Origin of the sequence: Micromonospora gifhornensis, from assembly GCF_016863515.1 — a bacterium.
Taxonomy (GTDB): domain Bacteria; phylum Actinomycetota; class Actinomycetes; order Mycobacteriales; family Micromonosporaceae; genus Micromonospora; species Micromonospora gifhornensis.
The window spans coordinates 1-21,182 of record NZ_BOPA01000065.1; the positions used below are offsets into that span (position 1 = coordinate 1).

General features: G+C 69.9%; 22 protein-coding genes and 1 pseudogene. 14 read left to right on the forward strand and 9 right to left on the reverse strand.

What is annotated here, in order from left to right:
- The 5 genes from dmpG to Vgi01_RS29025 form a co-directional block, all read left to right on the forward strand.
- A partial coding sequence (gene dmpG, locus Vgi01_RS29005; RefSeq protein WP_204293184.1) for a 4-hydroxy-2-oxovalerate aldolase occupies window positions 1-555 on the forward strand: 555 nt, incomplete at its 5' end.
- The gene (locus Vgi01_RS29010) at window positions 552-1,265 is read left to right on the forward strand and encodes a 2-keto-4-pentenoate hydratase (RefSeq protein ID WP_204293185.1); all 714 of its coding nucleotides are present in this window, start codon (window positions 552-554) and stop codon (window positions 1,263-1,265) included. The genes dmpG and Vgi01_RS29010, both read left to right, overlap by 4 nt.
- Complete coding sequence (locus Vgi01_RS29015) at window positions 1,262-1,678, forward strand: RidA family protein (protein ID WP_102657580.1); 417 nt, start codon at window positions 1,262-1,264, stop codon at window positions 1,676-1,678. Before Vgi01_RS29010 ends, Vgi01_RS29015 begins: the two co-directional genes overlap by 4 nt.
- Window positions 1,679-1,795: 117 nt before the next feature.
- Window positions 1,796-2,635 (forward strand): SAM-dependent methyltransferase, encoded by an 840-nt coding sequence (locus Vgi01_RS29020; protein ID WP_233196753.1) that lies wholly within the window; start codon window positions 1,796-1,798, stop codon window positions 2,633-2,635.
- Between the two features lie 170 nt (window positions 2,636-2,805).
- Window positions 2,806-3,633, forward strand: coding sequence for a helix-turn-helix domain-containing protein (locus tag Vgi01_RS29025; RefSeq protein WP_204293186.1), 828 nt, complete (start codon window positions 2,806-2,808; stop codon window positions 3,631-3,633).
- A 4-nt stretch (window positions 3,634-3,637) separates the two neighbouring features.
- Here Vgi01_RS29025 and Vgi01_RS29030 read toward each other — a convergent pair whose 3' ends face one another.
- Window positions 3,638-4,132 (reverse strand): nuclear transport factor 2 family protein, encoded by a 495-nt coding sequence (locus Vgi01_RS29030; RefSeq protein WP_199180161.1) that lies wholly within the window; start codon window positions 4,130-4,132, stop codon window positions 3,638-3,640.
- Between the two features lie 35 nt (window positions 4,133-4,167).
- Window positions 4,168-4,686, reverse strand: coding sequence for an Atu4866 domain-containing protein (locus Vgi01_RS30965; RefSeq protein ID WP_102657592.1), 519 nt, complete (start codon window positions 4,684-4,686; stop codon window positions 4,168-4,170).
- 312 nt (window positions 4,687-4,998) lie between these two features.
- Here Vgi01_RS30965 and abc-f point away from each other — a divergent pair, with 312 nt between their 5' ends.
- Together abc-f and Vgi01_RS29045 are read left to right on the forward strand one after the other, a co-directional pair.
- Window positions 4,999-6,636, forward strand: a complete 1,638-nt coding sequence (abc-f, locus tag Vgi01_RS29040) for a ribosomal protection-like ABC-F family protein (protein WP_204293187.1) — start codon at window positions 4,999-5,001, stop codon at window positions 6,634-6,636.
- Window positions 6,637-6,875: 239 nt separating this feature from the next.
- Complete coding sequence (locus Vgi01_RS29045) at window positions 6,876-8,285, forward strand: FAD-binding oxidoreductase (RefSeq protein ID WP_204293188.1); 1,410 nt, start codon at window positions 6,876-6,878, stop codon at window positions 8,283-8,285.
- Between the two features lie 73 nt (window positions 8,286-8,358).
- Here the strand turns inward: Vgi01_RS29045 and Vgi01_RS29050 are convergent, their stop codons facing one another.
- Genes Vgi01_RS29050 through Vgi01_RS29065 form a run of 4 tightly spaced genes read right to left on the reverse strand, consistent with a single transcriptional unit; the run spans window position 8,359 to window position 12,038 of the window.
- Window positions 8,359-9,240, reverse strand: a complete 882-nt coding sequence (locus Vgi01_RS29050; RefSeq protein ID WP_204293189.1) for an AMP-binding protein — start codon at window positions 9,238-9,240, stop codon at window positions 8,359-8,361.
- Window positions 9,237-9,701 (reverse strand): MaoC family dehydratase, encoded by a 465-nt coding sequence (locus Vgi01_RS29055; protein WP_204293190.1) that lies wholly within the window; start codon window positions 9,699-9,701, stop codon window positions 9,237-9,239. The genes Vgi01_RS29050 and Vgi01_RS29055 overlap by 4 nt, the downstream gene beginning before the upstream one ends.
- Window positions 9,698-10,870: an acyl-CoA dehydrogenase family protein gene (locus Vgi01_RS29060; protein ID WP_102657574.1), complete on the reverse strand. Its 1,173-nt coding sequence runs from the start codon at window positions 10,868-10,870 to the stop codon at window positions 9,698-9,700. The genes Vgi01_RS29055 and Vgi01_RS29060 overlap by 4 nt, the downstream gene beginning before the upstream one ends.
- A 19-nt stretch (window positions 10,871-10,889) precedes the next feature.
- On the reverse strand, window positions 10,890-12,038 hold the full coding sequence (locus Vgi01_RS29065; protein ID WP_013733306.1) for an acyl-CoA dehydrogenase family protein: 1,149 nt from the start codon (window positions 12,036-12,038) through the stop codon (window positions 10,890-10,892).
- A gap of 89 nt (window positions 12,039-12,127) precedes the next feature.
- Between Vgi01_RS29065 and Vgi01_RS29070 the strand changes: the two genes are divergently transcribed.
- The 4 genes from Vgi01_RS29070 (at window position 12,128) to Vgi01_RS29085 (ending at window position 16,012) form a co-directional block, all read left to right on the forward strand.
- A complete protein-coding gene (locus Vgi01_RS29070) occupies window positions 12,128-12,793 on the forward strand; it encodes a TetR/AcrR family transcriptional regulator (protein ID WP_204293191.1) in 666 nt (221 codons plus the stop codon).
- A gap of 43 nt (window positions 12,794-12,836) precedes the next feature.
- Window positions 12,837-14,255 carry an aldehyde dehydrogenase family protein gene (locus Vgi01_RS29075; RefSeq protein ID WP_204293192.1) on the forward strand — a complete coding sequence of 473 codons (1,419 nt, stop codon included), beginning with the start codon at window positions 12,837-12,839 and terminating at the stop codon, window positions 14,253-14,255.
- An 8-nt stretch (window positions 14,256-14,263) separates the two neighbouring features.
- Window positions 14,264-15,328, forward strand: coding sequence for a zinc-binding dehydrogenase (locus Vgi01_RS29080; protein ID WP_239089229.1), 1,065 nt, complete (start codon window positions 14,264-14,266; stop codon window positions 15,326-15,328).
- Window positions 15,329-15,553: 225 nt separating this feature from the next.
- Window positions 15,554-16,012 (forward strand): SUKH-3 domain-containing protein, encoded by a 459-nt coding sequence (locus Vgi01_RS29085; protein ID WP_204293194.1) that lies wholly within the window; start codon window positions 15,554-15,556, stop codon window positions 16,010-16,012.
- 81 nt (window positions 16,013-16,093) lie between these two features.
- On the opposite strand, the gene Vgi01_RS29090 is transcribed toward Vgi01_RS29085, so the two are convergent.
- From Vgi01_RS29090 to Vgi01_RS29095, 3 genes and pseudogenes are all read right to left on the reverse strand, one after another.
- Entirely contained in the window at window positions 16,094-16,327 is a 234-nt protein-coding gene (locus tag Vgi01_RS29090) for a hypothetical protein (protein ID WP_204293195.1), read from the reverse strand.
- A pseudogene (locus Vgi01_RS31315) lies at window positions 16,324-16,683 on the reverse strand (hypothetical protein); the annotation flags it as partial. The pseudogene Vgi01_RS31315 and the gene Vgi01_RS29090, both read right to left, overlap by 4 nt.
- Before the next feature lie 305 nt (window positions 16,684-16,988).
- Window positions 16,989-18,185 carry a helix-turn-helix domain-containing protein gene (locus Vgi01_RS29095; protein ID WP_102657566.1) on the reverse strand — a complete coding sequence of 399 codons (1,197 nt, stop codon included), beginning with the start codon at window positions 18,183-18,185 and terminating at the stop codon, window positions 16,989-16,991.
- A gap of 526 nt (window positions 18,186-18,711) precedes the next feature.
- Here Vgi01_RS29095 and Vgi01_RS29100 point away from each other — a divergent pair.
- From Vgi01_RS29100 to Vgi01_RS29110, 3 genes are all read left to right on the forward strand, one after another.
- Window positions 18,712-19,158: an SMI1/KNR4 family protein gene (locus Vgi01_RS29100; RefSeq protein ID WP_204293196.1), complete on the forward strand. Its 447-nt coding sequence runs from the start codon at window positions 18,712-18,714 to the stop codon at window positions 19,156-19,158.
- Window positions 19,159-19,373: 215 nt separating this feature from the next.
- Window positions 19,374-19,961 (forward strand): GIY-YIG nuclease family protein, encoded by a 588-nt coding sequence (locus Vgi01_RS29105; RefSeq protein ID WP_239089230.1) that lies wholly within the window; start codon window positions 19,374-19,376, stop codon window positions 19,959-19,961.
- 120 nt (window positions 19,962-20,081) lie between these two features.
- Window positions 20,082-21,077, forward strand: coding sequence for a hypothetical protein (locus Vgi01_RS29110; RefSeq protein ID WP_239089231.1), 996 nt, complete (start codon window positions 20,082-20,084; stop codon window positions 21,075-21,077).
- Window positions 21,078-21,182: the final 105 nt, after the last annotated feature.

The following is a 21,182-nucleotide window of genomic DNA, read 5'->3' on the forward strand; positions in this document are numbered from 1 at the left end:
GGCGCACACTGCGTCTACATCACCGACTCCGGCGGCCGGTTGACCATAGCGGACGTGGCGCAGCGGGCGGACGCGTACCGGCAGGTGCTCGATCCGACGACGGAGATCGGCATCCACGCGCACCACAACCTCTCCCTCGGCGTGGCCAACAGCCTCGTCGCGGTCGAGCACGGGGTGCGCCGAGTGGACGCCTCACTGGCCGGGATGGGTGCCGGGGCGGGTAACGCGCCGCTGGAGGTCTTCGTCGCGGTGGCCGAGCTGAACGGCTGGCAGCACGGCTGCGATGTGTTCGCGTTGATGGACGCCGCCGAGGATCTGGTGCGTCCGTTGCAGGACCGGCCGGTGCGGGTGGACCGGGAGACGTTGTCGCTCGGCTTCGCCGGCGTCTACTCGTCGTTCCTGCGGCACGCGGAGAGCGCCGCCGGCCGCTACGGCGTGGACGTGCGCACCATCCTGCTGGAGTTGGGTCGCCGCAAGATGGTCGGCGGCCAGGAGGACATGATCGTCGACGTGGCGCTGGACCTGGTCCGGGACGCCGGGAAGGACCCGCAGTGATCGACACTATCGCCGCCCGGCTGGACGAGGCCGCCGTGACACGGACCGCGCTCGCCCAGTTCGGTGCCGACGCCGGCCTCGACGTGGCCACCGCGTACCAGGTGCAGGACGCCCTGGTGGCCCGCCGGGTGGGCCGTGGTGAGGCGGTGGTCGGGGTGAAGCTGGGCCTGACCAGCCGCGCGAAGATGACCCAGATGGGTGTCGACGAGGTGATCTGGGGTCGGCTCACCGACGCGATGCACATTTCCGACGGCGGCACCGTCGACCTGTCCGGACACATCCATCCGAAGGTCGAGCCGGAGGTGGCGTTCCTCGTCGAGGGTGGTGCGATCGCCGCCGTCGCCCCCGCCGTCGAGCTCATCGACTCCCGGTACCGGGACTTCCGGTTCACCCTGCCGGAGGTGATCGCCGACAACACCTCCGCGTCCGGCTTCGTCGTCGGGCCGTGGCAGCCGGTGCCCGACAACGTGGACAACCTCGGTGTGCTGCTGGAGGTCGACGGTCGGGTCGCGCAGGTCGGCTCCACCGCGGCGATCCTCGGCGACCCGCGCCGCGCCCTGCCCGAGGCGGCCCGCCTCGCCGGGGAGCTGCGCGACGGCTGGGTGCTGCTGGCCGGCGCGGCGACCGCCGCGGTGCCCCTGACGCCGGGCGCGCACGTGCGGGTCACTGTCGAACAGCTCGGCACCGTCTCGCTGCGGGCGTCGGCATGAGCGGGGCCAGGGTCGTCGCCGGCAAGGCCGTGCCGCGTGGCCGGTTCCCGCACGTCAAGGTCGCGGGCGGTTTCGCCTTCGTCTCCGGTACGAGCAGCCGCCGTCCCGACAACACGATCGCCGGTGCGACTGTGGACGCGTTGGGCACGACCTCGTTGGACATCGAGGTGCAGACCCGCGCGGTGATCGAGAACATGCGCGACATCCTGCGCGAGGTGGGCGCGGACCTGTCCGATCTGGTGCAGGTGACCACGTACCTGGTCAGCATGAACGACTTCGGTGGCTACAACCGCGTGTACGCCGAACTCTTCGACGAGACCGGGCCGACGCGTACCACCGTGGCGGTGCACCAGCTGCCGCACCCGCACCTGCTGATCGAGATGCAGGGGGTCGCGCTGCTGCCGGTCGAGTGAGCCGCACGTCTGCTGGGAGCGGTACCAGGCAGGGTGAGAATTTCACTCAGTCGATGGCTACACTCACCGCAGCGCCGGAACCGCCCGCAGACTTCACCCGGCGTCGATCCTCATTGAATGGAGACGCCTGTGACCCGCGACAAGGCGGCACCCCCTGGCATCGACACCAGCATTCCCAGCGTGGCCCGGGTCTACGACTTCTTTCTCGGGGGCAAGGACAACTTCGAGGTCGACCGAAAGGTAGCCGAGCACGCCCTGCGGATCACTCCGGACGGGCCGGCAGCCGGCCAGGCGAACCGGGCCTTTCTGCGTCGGGTGATTCGCTTCCTGGTCACCGAGGCCGGCATCGACCAGTTCCTCGACATCGGGTCGGGGCTGCCCACCCAGGGCAACGTGCACGAGGTCGCCACCGAGCACAACCCGAAGGCCCGGGTGGTGTACGTGGACAATGATCCGATCGTCCTGGCGCACGGGCGTGCCCTGCTCGCCGAGGAGGGCACGGCGACGGTGATCCAGGCGGATGTCCGGGCGCCGCAGGAGATCCTCAACAATCCGGAGGTACGTCGGTTCCTCGATTTCGACCGACCGATCGGGTTGTTGCTCTTCGCGATCCTGCACCACGTCGGTGACGACGAGCAGCCGCGAGCGTTGGCGGCCGAGTTGATCGACGCGCTGCCGTCGGGCAGCTACGTGGCGATCTCCCACTTCCGGGACCCGGGTGAGCGTGATCCGGAGGGCTCCCGCAAGGCGCGCGAGGTCGAACGGGTCTTCAACGAGTCGCTGGGCACCGGCCGCTGGCGCACCGACGAGGAGATCCTCTCCTTCGCCGATGGGCTGACGGTGCTGGAGCCGGGGTTGGTGCCGCTGGCCGAGTGGCGTCCGGAGCCAGGCACGCCGGCTCGGCAGCAGACCGACACCTATCACACCTTCGTCGGGCTCCTCGCCCGCAAACCGTAGGCTTCGGCCGCCCGAGTCCGTCGGCGGGACGTGTGTCCTGCCGACGGACTCCCCGCGCCGGTCACCGGCGGCGCAGGACGCATCCACAGTCGTCGGCGGCAGCCAGCCGGGCGCAACCAGGGTGCGGCGCACCCTGCCTGGTCGGGTCCCGCACGGATACCGTTGGTGGCATGCCGACAACCGCGCTCGGGGCGTTCCTCACCGCCCGGCGCGCCCGGTTGGCGCCGGGCGACGTCGGTCTCGTGTCCACCGGTGCCCGGCGGGTCGCCGGCCTGCGGCGCGAGGAGGTCGCGGTGCTGGCCGGGGTGAGTGTCGACTACTACACCCGACTGGAGCAGGGTCGGGAACGCCACCCGTCGGCGTCGGTGCTGGCCGCCGTGGCCCGCGCGCTCGACCTGGGGCCGGACGCCCACGACCATCTCTTCCGGCTGGCCGGGCTCGCACCCGGCGACGCGCCGACCCCCGCTCGGTCCCGGGTCGAGCAGAGCCTGCGGGACCTGCTCGACGCCTGGCCGGACACCCCAGCCTTCGTCCTCGACCGACGACTCGACCTGCTGGCCGGCAACGCGCTGGCCGACGCGTTCTATGCGGACTTCGCCGAGGCGGACAACCTCGTCCGGATGACGTTCCTGGACCCGGCCGGTGCGACGTTCTTCGCCGACTGGCGACGGGCCACCGAGGCGTGCGTGGCGAACCTACGCCTGGCCCTCGGTCACGACCCGCACGACCGGCAGGCGCGGGACCTGGTCGAGGAGGTGGGCTCGGCGAGTGCGGAGTTCCGTCGACTGTGGGGGCGTCATGACGTGCAGGGCAAGACGCACGAGGCCAAGACGTTCCGGCACGGCGCGGTGGGTGAACTAACGTTGTCGTACCACGCCTTCGACGTCCGGGAGGCGCCCGGACAGCAGCTGATCGTGTACCGCGCCCAGCCGGACAGCCGCAGCGCCGAGGCGCTGCGGCTGCTGGGCACCCTGGCCGCAAGCAGCTGGCTGCGGTGACCGGTCAGGTCAGGTCGATACGGTCGATGAGTTCCCGCACGGCGACCATGTCCAGGAAGGCGTGACTGCGCACCACGTCGCCACCGCGCAGCTGCCAGATCCAGCAGTACTCGTTGTGGTAGTCGACGCCGTCGGTGGCCGTCGCGTCGCCCGCGAACCGGATGATCACGGTGTCTCCGTCCGCCCACATGTCCCGGATCGTCATCACCAGCGTCGAGGCCAGCCGGTCCATGATCGGTGCCGATCCCTGGGCGAGGAATTCGGCTTTGGAGGTGTAGGTACGGCCGTTGACGATCGTCCACTCCACCTCGTCGTGCAGGATGTCGTAGATGTCGCCGCCGGCGTTCTGCCGTGCGAAGGCGCGTCGCACCGCCTCCATGTTGCGGCGTTCCATGGCGGGCCGCCCCGGCACGTCGGGGTTCCTGGGCCCTCCCGCCGAGGCGACGCCGGCCCCGGCGAGCACCGTCAGCCCACCGGCGATCCCCGCCGTCAAGAGCACGCGTCGGCCATGTCCTGTCGCGTTGTCCATCATGGTCAGTCCTCTCTCGCGTTGCGGTGTGCGTCGCTGCCCTCGCGGTAGAAGACGTATCCCGCGTGGTGCAGGACGTCCCCGTCGAAGGTGCCGTGTGCGCTGAAACCGGTGTCGTCGGCGTACTCGATGCGGTTTCCGCTCACCCGGTAGGAGCCGGTGTAGGCGCTCTCCCGCTCGCCGCGGGCCTCGTCGTAGCGGCCGTCGGCGAGCAACGCCTGCCGGATGTGACCGTCGGCGGTCACCCACATCCCGACGTACGGATGCGGTGCGGTGTCGCCGGGCGATGGCGGCGGGGTCGGTGCGGCCGTCGTGGAGGCCTGCCGGTCGGACCGTGTCGTGTCGTCAGCGGCGGTGTCGCTGCCCGGTCCGGCGGAACATGCCGCGAGCGTCACGACCAGGCAGGCCCCGCTGCCCAGGGTGGCCAGGTACGGCGTCCCGGACCGGTCCCGTCGTGGTCGGCCGGGGGTGCCGAAAACCTGTCGCGGCGCGGGCTGGTGTCCACCTAGTCTCGGATTCGCCATGTCGACCACGGTAGGTTCGCCGTCGGCGAGCAGCCTGGTCCTGATACTCCTAGGAAGGCGGCTCATCGGGCGAGTCGAGTGCCGCCGGTGCTACCGTAGTCACGCAGGATCTGGCCCTGGATGGTCAGCGAATCAGGGAGACGAGACATGCAGGGAGACGACGACATCTCCGGGTGAGACCGGACATGTGATCGGCTGTCCGGCCCGCGCCCGTGAGCGCCGGTGCCGTGGTCGGTCGTCGTTTCTTCCAGACCGTGTCCCCCTGTCGGGCGGCTGAGGTCCGCCTGCCCTCACATCCGAGGTTCTGTCCCGATGTCCGATTCTTTTGTCGTCTGCTCGAACCTGAGCTTCTCCTGGCCGGATGACACTCCGGTCTTCCAGGACCTGTCCTTCACGATCGGTGGCGGCCGTACCGGGTTGGTCGCGCCGAACGGTGCCGGCAAGAGCACCCTGCTGCGGCTGATCGCCGGCGAGTACCGGCCCACCGCCGGGTCCGTCACGGTCCAGGGAGTGCTGGGCTATCTTCCGCAGACCCTGCCGCTGGTCGGTGACCGCACGGTGGCCGAGGTGCTGGAGATCGCTCCGCTGATCAGAGCACTGCATGCCATCGAGTCCGGGGACGCCGACGAGGAGCACTTCACCACGATCGGCAACGACTGGGACATCGAGGAACGGACCCGCGCGCAACTGGACCGGCTCGGCCTCGGTGACCTGGCCTTCGATCGGCGTCTGGACACGCTCAGCGGCGGGCAGGTCGTCTCTCTCGGTCTGGCCGCGCAGTTGTTGAAGCGGCCCGACGTGCTGCTGTTGGACGAGCCGACGAACAACCTCGACATCGTCGCCCGGCACAAGCTCACCGAGGTGCTGGAGCAGTGGACCGGCTGTCTGCTGCTGGTCAGCCACGACCGGGCGCTGTTGGACCGGATGGACCGGATCGCCGAACTGGACCGCGGTGAGCTGCGGTTCCACGGCGGCAACTTCACCGCGTACGAGGCGGCGGTGCGGGCCGCGCAGGAGGTGGCAGAGAAAAACGTCCGCAACGCCGAGCAGGAACTCAAGCGGGAGAAGCGGGAGTTGCAGGAGGCGCGCGAGCGGGCGGCGCGGCGGGCCGGCAACGCCTCTCGCAACCTCAAGAACGCGGGCCTGCCGAAGATCTTCGCCGGCACGCTGAAACGCAACGCCCAGGAGTCGGCGGGCAGGGCGGACGAGCTGCATTCCGCGCGGGTCAGTGAGGCGAAGGCCCGGCTCGACGAGGCAGGGCAGGCGCTGCGCAACGAGCAGAAGCTCTCCTTGGATCTGCCCGGCACCCTGGTGCCGGCCGGACGTACGCTGCTGGCTGCTGAGCGGATGCAGGTCCGCTACGGCGGGCGGCCGGTCTTCGCCGGTGACGGCGTCGACCTGACGATCCGGGGTCCGGAGCGGATCGCGCTGCTCGGTGCCAACGGTGCCGGCAAGTCCACGTTGCTGCGCCTGGTCACCGGCACTCTGGAGCCTGAGGGTGGCCAGGTCAGGCGGGCGGACGGCCGGATCGCGTACCTGTCGCAGCGGCTGGATCTGCTGGATCCGGAGCGTACGGTGGCGGAGAACCTTGCGGTGTTCGCGCCGCAGGCGCCGGAGGCGCGGCGGATGCACCTGCTCGCCCGTTTCCTGTTCCGGGGTGCCAGAGCGCAGTTGCCGGTCGGGGTGCTCTCCGGTGGCGAGCGGTTGCGTGCCACCCTGGCCTGTGTCCTGGGCGCGGAGCCGGCACCGCAACTTCTGCTGCTCGACGAGCCGACCAACAACCTCGACCTGGTCAGCGTCGGTCAGTTGGAGAGTGCGCTCAACGCCTACCAGGGTGCGCTGTTGGTGGTCAGCCACGACGAGCGGTTCCTCGCGGAGATCAATGTCAGCCGCTGGCTGCGGCTCACCGAGGGACGTCTGCTGGAGACCGGTCCCCCGCAGTCGGACTAACAGTGTGCCTTTCCCTGGCGGCACCGGAGGGTCGGAAATCTGCCAGAGAGATTCCTGCTCCGCTGAGCCGTTGACGATTCCTGTGCGACAGAACTGCCTGGTCCGCCCGGTGGTTCGCGCGTTTGTGCGGCCGATCTTCGGCCATGTGAAGCGTGACACGAGCGGATCGTGTCTCGAACTGGTCAGGTCCGACGACGTCTGCGGAATTGGTTGCTCCTCCAATACGCGAAAGGCATCACATGAACCCGAACCAGAGTTCGACACCGGGTGGCGCTGTGGTCAGCCGGGAGACCGCGGCACGCCTCGCCGCTCAGACGGTCGGGCCGGTGCTGCTTCCGGGCGAGGACGGGTACGACGTCGAGTGCGCGTCGTACAACCTCGCCGTCTCGCACCAGCCGGCGCTCGTGGTGGGTGTCGCGGGCGTCGCCGATGTCCAGGCTGCTGTCGACTTCGCCGCGGAACAGGGTCTGCCGGTCGCGATGCTGGCCACCGGTCACTCGGCGCTCCCCACGGCCGGGGCGGTGTTGATCAACACCCGACGGATGGACGGGGTCACCATCGACGCCGAGGCGCGTACCGCCCGGGTCGAGGCAGGTGTCCAGTGGCAGCAGGTCGTCGAGGCGGCGGGCAAGCACGGTCTGGCGCCGCTGAACGGGGCGTCGCCCAGCGTCGGGGTGGTCGGGTACACGTTGGGCGGCGGGTTGAGCCCGATCGGCCGGACCTTCGGCTTCGCCGCCGACCAGGTACGCCGGGTCGAGCTGGTCACCGCGGACGGCCGGCTGCGCGTGGCGACCGCCACCGAGGAGCCGGACCTGTTCTGGGCCGTGCTGGGCGGCAAGGGCAACTTCGGGGTGGTGACCGCCCTGGAGTTCAACCTCTTCCCGGTCAGCCACATCTACGGCGGCGGTCTGTTCTTCACCGCTGACCGGGCGGCCGAGGTGTTCAACGCGTGGGGCCGGTGGACCGCTGGTGTGCCGGACGAGATGAACTCGTCCATCGCGTTGTTGCAGCTGCCGCCGCTTCCGGAGGTGCCGGAGCCGCTGCGCGGTCAGATGGTGGTGCACGTGCGGATCGCCTACGTCGGCGCCGCCGAGGAGGGCGAGCGACTGGTCGCCCCGCTGCGGGAGATCGCCCCGATGCTTATCGACTCGGTGATGGAGATGCCGTACACCGCGATCGCCTCCATCCACGCCGACCCGCCGAACCCGATCCCGGTCCAGGACCGTTCGGGGCTGCTGCGGGAGTTCACCCCGGAGCTGGTCGACGCCATCGTCGAGCATGCCGGCCCCGATTCGGGCAGCCCGCTGGTCATCTTCGAGCTGCGGCACCTCGGCGGGGCGTTGGAGCGCCGCCCGGCGGCCGGTAACGCCAGCGACCTTCAGGGTGCCGCCTTCAGCCTCTACGCTGTCGGGCTCGGCGGCCCGAACGAGGCCGAGGCGATCCACGCTCACCTGACCCGGGTGCTCGCGGCCATCGCGCCGTGGAGCACCGGTCGGCTGTTCGTGAACTTCCTGACCGCCGCCGACGCCGCACCGGAGCAGTTCGCGCAGGCGTACCTGCCGGAGACGTACCAGCGGCTGGTCGCCATCAAGGCCAGCTACGACCCGACGAACCTCTTCCGGGCCACGCCGGACATCGCTGCGGCCTGACCGGGTCGGCAACTCGCTGACCGCGCCTGTTGTCCACCTGGCGCGGGCGACGGCGGTGCCGCCGGCACCGGCGTCACCGTCGGTGCCGGCAGCGCCAGCGCTGTCGTCGGCCACCGCCGTATCGGGACTTCTCCTCGGCCACGGTGACGACTGTGGCGAAGGTGGTCGTGAAGGGCTGTCCCAGGGCCGGCGGCAGGGGGGTCCTGCTGACGCAGCGTCGCAGCCGGGGCAGGGTCTGCCTGCCCCGTGCCGCGTCGAGCAGGGCCGCGTACATGGCTGAGGTGCCGTGGAAGACGGTGACCTCCTCGCGGAGCATGAGCTCCAGTGCCGCCGGGCCGGTGAAGCGGCCCAGCAGCACCAGGGTCGCGCCGGCGGCGAAGGTGCCGGTCAGTGCGACGTCCTGGCCGAACCGGCCACCCAGCGGCAGGCAGCTGAGCACCACGTCGCCGTCGGCCGGGTCGGTCGCGGTCCGGCCGCCCGGGTCGGTGTCGGTGTCCGGGTCCGCGGCGGTGCCGCCGGGTGCGGGGTCGCTGAGGTCTTCCAGTCGGGGTACGCCGGACGGGCCGCGGGTCGGTCCGACGGTGACCAGCGGTACGCCGACCCGGGCGCTGACCCTCTGCCCGGCGGCCAGTTGTGAGGTGTGGCAGACGAGCAGTCGCGCGCCGCGCAGCAGGTGGACCGTCTGCGGGCTGGTCGGCGCGCCGATCGGCACGCAGTGCGCGCCGGCGGCGAGGGCGGCGTAGTAGACCCGGGGAAAGTCGACCACGTTCGGTGCGAGCAGGGCCACCGTGTCACCGGCGCGTACCCCTGCGGCGCGCAGCCCGGCGCCGTAGCAGCGGGCCTCCCACCACAGTTCGGCGTACGTGACGCGGACCCGCCCGTCGACGACGGCGACGGTGTCGGCGTGCCGGCGGGCGGAGCCGGCCAGCACGGTCGCCGGGGAGAGCGTGGTCATCGGGGCGGGTCGGTGTACAGCCGGCTCACCGTCTCGGCCACGCAGACCGGCTTGTCACCGCCGTCGTTCTGCACGGTCACCGTGGCGACCAACTGCGCGCCGCCGTCGAACGGGGTGACCTGGTCGATGGTGGCGACGACCCGTACCGCGCTGCCGACGCGTACCGGTGCGGGAAAACGGACCCGGTTGAGGCCGTAGTTGATGCCCATCCGCACCCCGTCGACCCGGTACAGCTGGCCGACCAGGGCCGGTATCAGGGAGAGCGTCAGGTAGCCGTGGGCGATGGTGCCGCCGTACGGTCCGGCTGCCGCCCGTTCCTGGTCGAGGTGGATCCACTGGTGGTCGTCGGTGGCGTCGGCGAACAGCTCGACCCGGCTCTGGTCGACCGTGAACCACGGGCCGGGGCCGAGCCGCTCGCCGACCGCGCCGGCCACCTCGTCGATGCTGGCGAAGGTCCTCATCCCAGGTGTCCTCCGAGTTTCGTGTAGCCGCGCAGCAGGTCGCGGGAGATGATCAGTCGTTGCATCTCGTCGGTGCCCTCGAAGATCCGGTACAGCCGCACCTGCCGGTACCAGCGTTCGATAGGCAGTTCGCGGGTGTAGCCCATGCCGCCGTGGATCTGCATGACCCGGTCGACCACCCGGTTGACCATGCCGGCGCCGTAGAGCTTCGCCATCGAGGAGGCGTGCCGGGGGTCCATTCCGGCGTCGACCGTCCAGGCGGCCCGCAGGATGAGCCAGCGGGCGGCTTCCAGCTCGGTCTCCGAGTCGGCGATCATCCACTGGATGGCCTGGTTGGTGCCGATCTTGGTGCCGAAGGTCTCCCGGGTGTTGGCGTGGTCGATGGCCATCCGCAGCGCCCGTTCGGCGATGCCGACGGCATGTGAGGGGATGGTGTAGCGGCCCTTGCCGATCCACTGCATGGCGAGGGCGAACCCCTGGCCCTCCTCACCGAGGATGTTGCGGTGCGGTACGCGTACGTCGTCGAAGAACAGCGACGCCGGACCGCCCTCGCCCATGGTGGGGATGAACTCCGACCGCCAGCCCATCGCCCGGTCCACCAGGAAGGCGGTCGCCCCGCCGTTTCGGGCACCCCGCTCGGGATCGGTGACCGCGATGACGATGGCGAAATCGGCCTCGTTGCCGCCGGTGATGAAGGTCTTCTCGCCGTTGAGGATCCAGTCGTCGCCGTCGCGGCGGGCGCGGAAGCGGATGTTGGCGGCGTCGGAGCCGGCCCCCGGCTCGGTGATGGCGAAGCAGGAGTTGCGTTCACCGGCGATGGTGGGCAGCAGGAACTCCTGCCGCTGCTCCTCGGTGGCGTAGAAGAGGATGTTGTCGGCCTCGCCACCGAAGCGGAACGGCACGAAGGTGCGGCCGATCTCGGTCCAGATCAGCGACTGCATGACGGCGGGCAGGTCCATGCCGCCGTACTCCTGCGGCGTGGCCAGGCCCCAGAAGCCGAACTTCTTGGCCTTGAGCTGCAGCTCGCGCAGCTCGGAGGGTTCCAGGCCGGGCTGGTGGGCCCGTTCCCGGCGCAGCAGTTCCTGCTCCAGCGGCATGACCTCGCGGGTGATGAAGTCGCGGGCGGTGTCGCGGATGGCCCGTTCCTCGTCGGACAGCCCGAAGTCCATGTGCTCACGGTTCCTTTCGTCAGAAGGCGTTGACGCCGGTGAGCGCCCGCCCGATGAGTAGCTGCTGGATCTGGCTGGTGCCCTCGTAGAGGGTGGTGACACGAGCGTCGCGCAGGTACTTGCCGACCGGGTACTCGTCGATGTAGCCGTACCCGCCGAAGACCTGGATGGCGTCGTTGGCCGCACGCACGGCGGCCTCGCTGGCGAACAGCTTGGCCATCGACGCCTCGGTGGCGTACGGCTGGCCCCGGTCGATCAGGTCGGCCACCTGCCAGACCAGCAGCCGCGCCGCGGCGGTGTCGACGGCGATGCGGGCCAGCAGTTGCTGCACGAGTTGGTGTCCGGCGATGGGTTTGCCGAACTGGGTGCGCGCTCCGGCGTAGTCGACGGCGGCGTTCAGGCAGCCCTGGGCGATGCCGACGCATCCGGCGGCGACCGACATGCGTCCCTTGGCGAGGGTGCCCAGGGCCAGCCGGAAGCCGGCGCCGCACTCGCCGAGGCGGGCAGTGTCGGGCACCCGTACGCCGTCGAGGACGAGTTCGGCGGTGGCCTGTCCGCGCAGGCCCAGCTTGCCCTTGATCTCGGATCGGGACAGGCCCGGGCTGTCGGTGGGCACCAGGAACGCGGTGATGCCCCGGTGGCCCGGGCCGCCGGTGCGGGCGAAGAGCAACGCGACGTCGGCGGTGGTGCCGTTGGTGATGAACGTCTTGCGGCCGGTGAGCAGCCAGTCGTCGCCGTCGCGGACCGCGCGGGTGGTCAGCGCCGCGGCGTCCGAGCCGCTGTCCGGTTCGGTGAGCGCGAAGCAGCCGAGCGCGGTGCCCGAGCAGAGCGCGGGCAGCCACTGTTCGCGTTGCTCTCGCGTGCCGTGGGTGGCGATCGACTTGGCGACCAGGCCGAGGGAGACCGACACGATGCCGCGTACGGCGGAGTCGCCTCGGCCGAGTTCCTCCAGCACCAGGCAGTACGCGAGATGGTCGCCGCCGGAGCCGCCGTACTCCTCGTCGATGGTGAGGCCGAGGAAGCCGACGTCGCCGAGTTTGCCGACGATGCCCGGGTCGACCGCCTCGCGCCGGTCCCAGGTCGCCGCGTGTGGCACCACCTCGCGGTTGACGAAGTCGGCGGCGAGCTCCCGGACCGCGACCTGCTCGGCGGAGAGGTGAAGGTCCATGCGATTAAACTAGCGCTGCAAGTTTTATGCTGTCCAGACCCCGGTGTGCGACAGTTCCCCGCGAGCCACCGATGCGAAGGAGGACGCCCATGCCCCGGCCTCGACAGGCGCTGCTCAGCCGGGAGCGGATCGTCGAGACCGCCGCCGCGTTGATCGACGCCGACGGACTCGACGCGTTCTCCACCCGGCGGCTCGCCGCCGCGCTCGGCGTACGCGGGCCCTCGCTGTACAACCACTTCGCCACCAAGGACGAGATCCTCGACGCGGTCGCGGACAGCATCACCGGCCAGGTGGACGTGTCGTACTTCGGCGAGGTCGACTGGCGCGAGGCACTGCGCCGCTGGGGGCACGGATTCCGGGCCGCCCTGGCGGCGCATCCGAACATCGTGCCGCACCTGGCCCAGGGTCCCGGCCGACGCCCGGCGGCACTGGCCATGGCCGACGCGGTCTACGGCGGGCTGGTCGCGGCGGGTTGGCCGCCGGCCCGGGCGACGCACATCGGCGCGCTGATGCGCTACTTCGTGACCGGTTCGGCGCTCGGCTCCTTCGCCCGGGGCTTCGTGGAGGATCCGGGGCTCTACGCCGAGCAGTACCCGCACCTGAGCCAGGCCCACCGCCTCGCCGAGCACCAGCAACGCGTCGATGAGGGCGCGTTCGCCCTCGGCCTGGAGGCGCTCATCGACGGGCTGTCGCACACCTACGAGCGGCTCGTAGGTCCACTTGCCCCCCTCCCGCCGGAGGGCGGGACGCACTAGAGTCCAAACTTGCACCGCTAGTTTTAGGTCGAGGTGGAGGCATATGGAATCCGTACGGACCGATTTCTACCTCGACGGAGGCTGGGTTCCCGCCGACGGCCGGCAGTCGCTGGAGGTGCACAACCCCAGCACCGAGGAGGTCATCGGCACGGTCCCGGCCGGCACGGCCGACGACGTCGACCGGGCGGTTGCCGCCGCCCGCGCCGCCTTCGAGGGCTGGGCCGCGACCGACCCCGTCGACCGGGCCGCCCACCTCGACCGGCTGCACGCCGAGCTGACCGCCCGGGCCGACGACATCGCCCGCACCGTCGCCACCGAACTCGGCACCCCGCTCAAGGTCGCCACCCGCGTCCAGGCCGGACTGCCACTGACCGTCCTGCGCAGCTACGTCGACCTGGCCGCCCACCCGCCGGCGCCGCAGACCGTGGGCAACTCGCTGGTGGTCCACGAACCCGTCGGCGTGGTCGGGGCGATCACCCCGTGGAACTACCCGCTGCACCAGATCGTCGCCAAACTCGCTCCCGCGCTCGCGGCCGGCTGCACGCTGGTACTCAAGCCGAGCGAGCTGACCCCGCTTACCGCGTACCTGCTCTTCGACGCCATCCACGCCGCCGGCCTGCCACCCGGCGTGGTCAACCTGGTCACCGGCACCGGACCGATCGTCGGCGAGGCCCTCGCCGGTCACCCCGACGTGGACCTGGTCTCCTTCACCGGCTCCACCGCCACCGGCCGACGCATCGCCCACCTGGCCGCCGACCGGATCGCCCGGGTCGCGTTGGAACTCGGCGGCAAGTCGGCGAACGTCATCCTCGACGACGCCGACCTGACCGCCGCGATCAAGGTCGGCGTCGGCAACGCGATGCTCAACTCCGGGCAGACCTGCACCGCGTGGACCCGGATGCTCGTGCACCGCGACCGCTACGACGAAGCCCTCGACCTGGCCGCCAAGGCAGTCGCCGGCTACCGGCTCGGCGACCCCTTCGACCCGGCCACCCGACTCGGCCCCCTGGTCTCCGCTGCGCAACGCGACCGGGTACGCGAACACATCGCCCGTGGCTTGGCCGACGGCGGCCGACTCGTCGCCGGCGGACCGGACGCCCCCGTACCGTCGCGCGGCTGGTTCGTCGCCCCGACGATCATCGCCGACGTCGACCCCGACAGCGCCCTGGCCCAGGAAGAGGTCTTCGGCCCGGTCCTGGCGGTCATCCCCGTCGACGACGACGACCACGCCGTACGGGTCGCCAACAACTCCCGCTACGGGCTGGCCGGTGCGGTCTGGTCCACCGACGAGGAACGCGCGGTGCAGGTGGCCCGCCGATTGCGCACCGGGGCCGTCGACATCAACGGCGCACCCTTCAACCCCCTGGCACCGTTCGGCGGCTACAAGCAGTCCGGCCTCGGCCGCGAGCTGGGCACCCACGGGCTGGCGGAGTTCTGCGAACTGAAGGCGATCCAGCGGTGAAGGGCCTCGTGGCCAGGGCCGCTGGCACTCCCCCACGCGTCGAGCAGGTCGACCTGCCCGACATCGACACCGGGCAGGTACGGGTGGCGATCCGGGCCGCCGGCGTCTGCCACTCCGACCTGTCCATGGTGGACGGCACTATCGCCGCCCCGTACCCGCTGCTGCTCGGCCACGAGGCCGCCGGTGTGGTGGTCGAGATCGGCGACGGCGTCGACCGGGTCGCGGTCGGCGACCACGTGGTGCTCAACTGGGCGCCACCCTGCCGGGCCTGCTGGTCCTGCACCCACGGCGAACCCTGGCTGTGCGAACACACCGGCACCCCGGCCACAGATGCCGGGCACACCCTCGACGGCGAGCCGCTGCACGTCACCCTCGGCCTCGGCGCGCTCGCCGAACAGGTGGTGGTGCCGCAGCACGCGATGGTGGTCGTACCGGCGGACCTGCCCTTCCCCACCGCGGCGCTGCTCGGCTGCGCGGTGCTCACCGGCGTCGGCGCGATCCGGCGTACCGCCGATGTGCGCCCCGGCGACTCGGTCGCCGTCATCGGCCTCGGCGGCGTCGGCCTGTCCGCGGTCGCCGCCGCCCGCGCGGCCGGTGCCGCCACCGTCATCGCCGTCGACGTCTCCCCCGCCAAAGCCGACCTGGCCCGCGCCGCCGGTGCCACCGACTTCCTACTCGCCGACGACACCCTCAGCCGCGCGGTCCGAACGTTGACCGGCGGTCGCGGCGTCGATCATGCGGTGGAGTGCGTCGGTCGGGCCGCCACCATCCGCACCGCCTGGCGGGCCACCCGTCGCGGCGGGCAGGTCATCGTGGTCGGCATGGGCGGCAAGGACGACATCGTCGGTCTCAGCGCGTTGGAGATCTTCCACTCGGCCCGGACACTGCGCTCCTCGGTGTACGGCTCCTCCGACCCGGACCGGGACCTGCCGGAGCTGGCCCGCGCGGTGCTCGACGGCAGCTTCGACCTCGACTTCCTGGTCAGCGACCGGGTCAGTCTCGACGAGGCACCTGAGGCGCTCGCCCGGATGGCCCGTGGCGAGGGCGCCCGCACCGTGGTTCTGTTCGACTGACGCCCGGCGGCGAGGGGATCGACGTGGCGTTGACCAGGAAGGGCTCTGGATCGGCGGCCCGCCGGTCCCTGTTCGTCCATCGATGGTCGCGGCAGTCATCCGCACGGCGCGGAGCGAGGGATGGCGGCCCAGCCAGCCGGTGCCGACCCTTCCGCTCCGTCAGGTCCGCACCGCTCGGTGTATCCAGACCGCCGTGTCGTACGTTCGTCGCCTACAGTCGCTGCCATGCAGCGCCCAGTCAGCTTCTACCGCCGAACGCGCGACATCCTGGAACAGGTGGGCTGGTCCGCCGGTCGGGCTGTGGACACAGCACAGTGGGAGGCTGACCTAGGGGCAGACGGCTTCCTTCCCCTGCATCCGGTCGCGCGACGGTTCCTCACCGAGTTCGGCGGGCTCACCGTCCACAACAGCGGGCCTGGTGTCACCCGTGCTCGGGAACCCTTCACGCTGGTTCCAACCGAATGCTCCGGCGAAGCTGATCGATTCATCGGATGGGGAGAACGAATCAGCCGTGACATTGCGCCGATCGGCGAGCTGGCGGGTGGAACCTGCGGATACGCGCTACTCGGCATCGACGAGCAGGAGGAGATATACCTCGTCACCGATGGGCTCGCCACCTTCGGCCGTCTGCCGAGGGCCATGGACCACCTTGCTCTCGGATACATGCCTCGCAAGATCGGCTAACGCTGCGCCTCTCCCCGACCGAACTGTCCGCTCAGAACCGCGCTCGCTGACCGGGCTCACGGTAGGCACGAGGACTCGCTCCTACATTTCCGGCACCTGCCTGGCCCAGCCGATGAACCGGCGGTGCAGCGCCCCGGCCGGTGCCCACGGCATGTCCTCGGCGGCCTGCACGAGACAGACCCCGAGATAGAGAGCCAACGACACCGGCGCGCCCGCGTACTCCGCACGCAACTCCCGCCGCCGCGTCGGACACGGCCAGGGCAGGTCGCAACCGCCACAACTCCAGACCGGCATCACCGGACCGTGGGTGGTCACCGCACACCACCCAGAAACCGGGCCACGCTCGCGCGAGCCTGCCGGCTCGTCGCCCACTCCACCTGCCAACACGGGTACGGCACCAGCCGCGCCCACCACACCCGGCAACCCGCACACATCCCATCAAGCCCACGAACGTGTACGGCGAGGATCGTCCATTCCGGCCCGCCGGTCACTGCTCACCCTCCCCAGGCCAGTGACCACGATTGATCGGAATGCGATGTCGAGCACGGCAGGGCAGGTCGACTCCACACCGACAGACCCGCCGCCACCGCCGCCAACACCAGACCGGTCGATGCCGCCGGGCAAAGGTCAACGCGGTAGCCGACAGGTACTCGTCGTACGAGACGCGCCGCTTCAGCGGCACCGAAGAATCCCCACCCGCCGGAGGCTGTTGTGCGCCTCGTGCCTGATCCAACAGCCGCTGCCTGGCGGCCTCCTGCTCGATGGTCTGGATGCGCTGTCCGAAGCCGGAGCCGACCGGCGACGGGAAGTACCGGCTGACGATCCGCCGTAGGAGTCCGATGCCCACTGTCATGTGTCCGGCCCTCCGTCTTGAGGGCGCGGAGGGACACCTGCTGATGTGTCTCGTTCCGCGCCCGGGTGCAGTGAGGTCCAGCGTTACGCCGTGCGCGTCAACGATCCAGAAGGTGACTGTCCGCTAACCAGGTGTGCTGTCCGCTGGCGGTCGACGTTCCGGGGCGTACTCGATGCACAGGTCACGCAATGTCGCGGCCTCTGGTGCCCCCGACTGCTCCACCTTCGCCAGCAATTCCGCAGCCCGCCACCAGTTCGACGGCACCACCCGCCCGGACTCCACGGCCTGCGCCCCAAGTGCGACCGCCTCGTCCGGCTGCCCGGCGGCGACCAGGGCAAGACCGAGGTCGAGGCGGGCCGACGCGGACCGGCGGGGCCGCGCTCCCCCATCGCCGTACGGGTCCAAATCGGCCAACACAGCCCGCGCTACCTGCTCGGCACCGGGATCACCAGCCCACGCCAAAGTCGTAGCCGTATATGCGGCGGCCTTCGCCGGGTCGTACCGATAATGGTGTTCGGCTCGCTCAGGAACGGGCAGATTCGCCGTCAGCCGCTCGACCCGGTCCAACGCTCGCCGTGTCGCACCGACGTCCCCGATCCGCGCCCACGCACGAGCCTCCTGAGCAGTTGCCTGAATGCGGGCAGAGCTGCCCTTCGGGGCGACCCGCTGAGCTTGTTCGGAGAGATCGAGTGCCGTCCGGTAGTCGCCTTGAGTCAGCACGTCCCAGGCCCGGGTTTCGAGACACCATGCCTGGATCTCGTCATGCTCCGCATGTTCGGCAAGATCACGAGCAGCTCGCAAGTGGGCAGCCGCAGCTGTCCGCTGCCGCAGGTCGATATGCACCGTCGCCCGCAGCACCGCCAACCAGCCACCGGCAACCAACAACCGCCGTTGTTGAGCAAGCGTGACCCGCCCATCCAGCAACCGCCCGACATAGGCGAGGTGCTGCCGTACCAGCGGCAACAGATCCGCCGGGGCCATCGTCGGATAGGCACTGGCGAGGTCGTCAACGCCCTGCTCGATCCGTTCGAGCACGTCCCTGCTGACATCGCTGGCGGCGACTCTCGCCCGCAGCTCGCCGGCCTCGGCCGCATGGTCGACAGGCGCATCGACCAAGCGAGCGAGCGAACCCCCAGCGTCGAGAACCCGGTCCAGGTGGCGCGCCGTGTCGACTGTCGGAGCCTTGAGCCCTGCTTCCAACTCGTGCAGATGGCTCTTACTCCGATGCGCGAGCTGCCCCAGGGCTCGAAGCGACAAACCACGCCGCTCCCGAAACTCACGCAGAGCTACGCCGAAGCGCGGATCGACGGACGAAGCCATAACGCCGCTCCAAGCTCAAGATGCCAGGCGAACTCACCCAGCCACCACCTGTCGACGGTACTCCCAACGACGTGCATCGTTGACCCCGTTCACGTCCGGGTCCTTGATGCCGTCGCCGGTGGCTCACTCCCGCCTCGCCCGGATGGCGAGGACCAGGTACCCGGGGTCGCACTTCAGTCTCAACTTGAAGAACAGTTCGCCGATCTGGCCGCAGGTATCGTGCCGCTGATGTCTGCCCCTTATGCGGCACGGCCTGGCGGAAGAGCGACTCAGCCACGCCGACGACAGCGCTGCCTGGGCTGTGACACCCTTGGCCGAACTACCTGCCCTATCTACCAGCGGGAACGGGCATCGGCACCTGCTCGGAGCGCATCTCGCAGTACTGCGTGTGAGGGCTGCAAGCCGAAGGGGCACCCGCGTTGGACGAGCAGCGGCTGACTTGCTGGGCGGAAGCGATCGAGGCGGCCACCAGCGTGCGTTACGTGACGTCGTATCGAGGTATCCGTTCAAACCGGACAAGCACACCGTGGGTCCGCCGGCATCGGAGTCGGATCTCGCCGCGCTCCGGCAGCGACTGCCGTGGATACCCGACGCCCTCCTCGCCGTCGCCAGATGGGTGGGCGCGGTCTCCTTGCCCGACATCGCAAACGGCTACTTCATGTTCTCGCCGAGCCACATCCAGGGCATGCTGTACCACGACGACGGGATCCCGGATCGCATCGGCGAGCCGTTCGACGAGGACGTTGACGTGGTCATCTTCGGTGCAGACGGCGGCGGCGCCCTGTACGCCATCGCCGTCGGCGACGTCGGCACTGTCTACCGGCTGCGGGAATGCGGGTACGAGCAGGGCATCTATTCGGGGTCCGCCGACTTCGGCGTCACGGTCGTCGCTGAGGACCTGGACGACTTCCTGGACGCACTGCTGACCGCCGTGGCTGCCTTCGCCCTCAACGGGAGCATCACCGACCTCTGAGTCAACCTCGCGAGCAGTCAGACCACGACTGCAACCCGCATCGTTCCAATATGCGCCCGACTCGACATCCCCTTCTGCCGCAGACAGCGCGCGGCTTGCTGATCGGCCTGTCAGTATCCGTAGCCGCCGATCGTGGCGCTGCCGGACCTTGCGTGGAGCATCCGTGTCCTTGCAGCCCCAGCCCAGGTCCGCCGGGGACGCCTAGGATGACCTCGATGACCATTCCCCAAACCCGACCGGACGGTGCCACCACCGACGGAACCCGGGTCGAAGAAGCCCTGCGACTGCTCTGTGGCACGCCGGTCGAAGTCGATGTCGCCGTCAAGCGGCTGAGCCGTGGCAGCGGCGTCTACGCCTGGTGGGCCGGTCCTTCGATCCTTCCCGAGCTTCCCGGGCCACCGAATGAAAACGTCCCGTCGCTACGGCTGCTGTACCTCGGACGGGCAACCAGCCTGCGGGGCCGGATCCTGCGCAACCATCTGAGGCGTTCGGGCAGTTCGACTCTGCGCCGCACCTTGGCCGGGCTGCTGGTGTCCGAGGGATACCAGACGACCTTTACCGACCGTGTCGTCCTGATCCCTGAGGACGAGTCGCGGCTGACCGCGTGGATGTCCGCGCACCTGCGTTTGACCTGGGCGGAGGACGCAGAGCCGGCGACCATCGAGGCCGAACTTGTCCGGCGTTTGCACCCGCCGCTCAACGTACACGGCGTCGACCCCGAGCACCTTCAGGCGGCCGTGGTCGCCGCCAAGAACTCGTACAACGCCAGCAGCCACCCGGACGAGCCCTCGCGAACGCCGTAACCATCTACTCGACACCCGCGCCGGTGCGCGCTCACGAAAGCCGCGCGCTCGTAGCCGATGAGCGGACGCTGCGAGGGCGGTAGATGCGAAACGACGGTGCGGTCCTCGCAGGGGCTGTGGATGATGGTTGGCGTGACTGGGAAGGGCAGCGGGTCTGCGGAGCAGCGCCTGTACGACGCTGTGGGGCGATGGAACGCCGACACCGGGTACGGCCTGGCGGACATGATCCATGCCGCCTGCCAGGCACTGATCGACGGGCTGGACTCGCCGACGTTGCGTGAACTCGCTGGCGCTTCGCTGAGAGATCCATCCTGGGATATCCGCGAACTCGTGGCCAAGTCGCTCGAGGAACTCAGAATCCCCTACCCGGGCACTGTCCCCCCAAGCTTCGCCCTCGCAACAGGTGGAGGAGTCGCCCGTCGGCCAGGAGTCGACTCTCTACGTTTGGAAGTAGTGCCGACGCCCGGCGATGCAGGCGGCGGATTCCAGGTGGAGGTCTACGTCAACGGTACGGAGATGACCTCTGCCGCAGCCGGACTCGGGATGGACCCGTACGACATCCTTGTCCCCACCAATCGTCTGGTGGCCGCCTCCCAGCCGCGCACCGTCCCGATCGCCCGCTGCGAATGCGGCGTGTATGGCTGTGGATCCACAGACGTCACCATCAGACGGGACGGCGATCTCGTGCACTGGGACTGGTCGATCGAGGTGCCCATGAACCGCGGCGTCTCCTTCTCGGCCGCCGAGTACGACGTGGAAGTCGCACGGGTGGCTGCGGATCATTCGTGGGAGACGGCAGAGCGCACAGCCGGACGACGTGTCCTGACGGACATGGACCGCGACCGGTTGCGCTCTCACGGCCTCAAACCCAGTTGGGTCGCCAACGACTACCGCGATCACGAACTGTTCCGGGTCGCCCTTCAGATCGACGGTGACTACCAGGTCTTCGTCGACACCCTGTGGCGTGGCCGTGGTCCCGAGGAGGTGGCGCGCGAGGTGTGCGCCACCTTGGCACTTCCTCCCAGTGAGTGGCGCGCCACCTGGCAAGCTATCGATCCCACGCTGACCAAGCCACCAAAGATCGCGGGGCCGTCCTGGCGACCCGCGCGGTTCTAGTCTCCGGCTCGCCACACTCGCCTTGAGCTGCAAAGTCAGCTTGGAAGATCTGGCGATTCGGCAAGGTGCCGTCGTCGAAGCTACGCCAACCAAGCGGCGACCTAA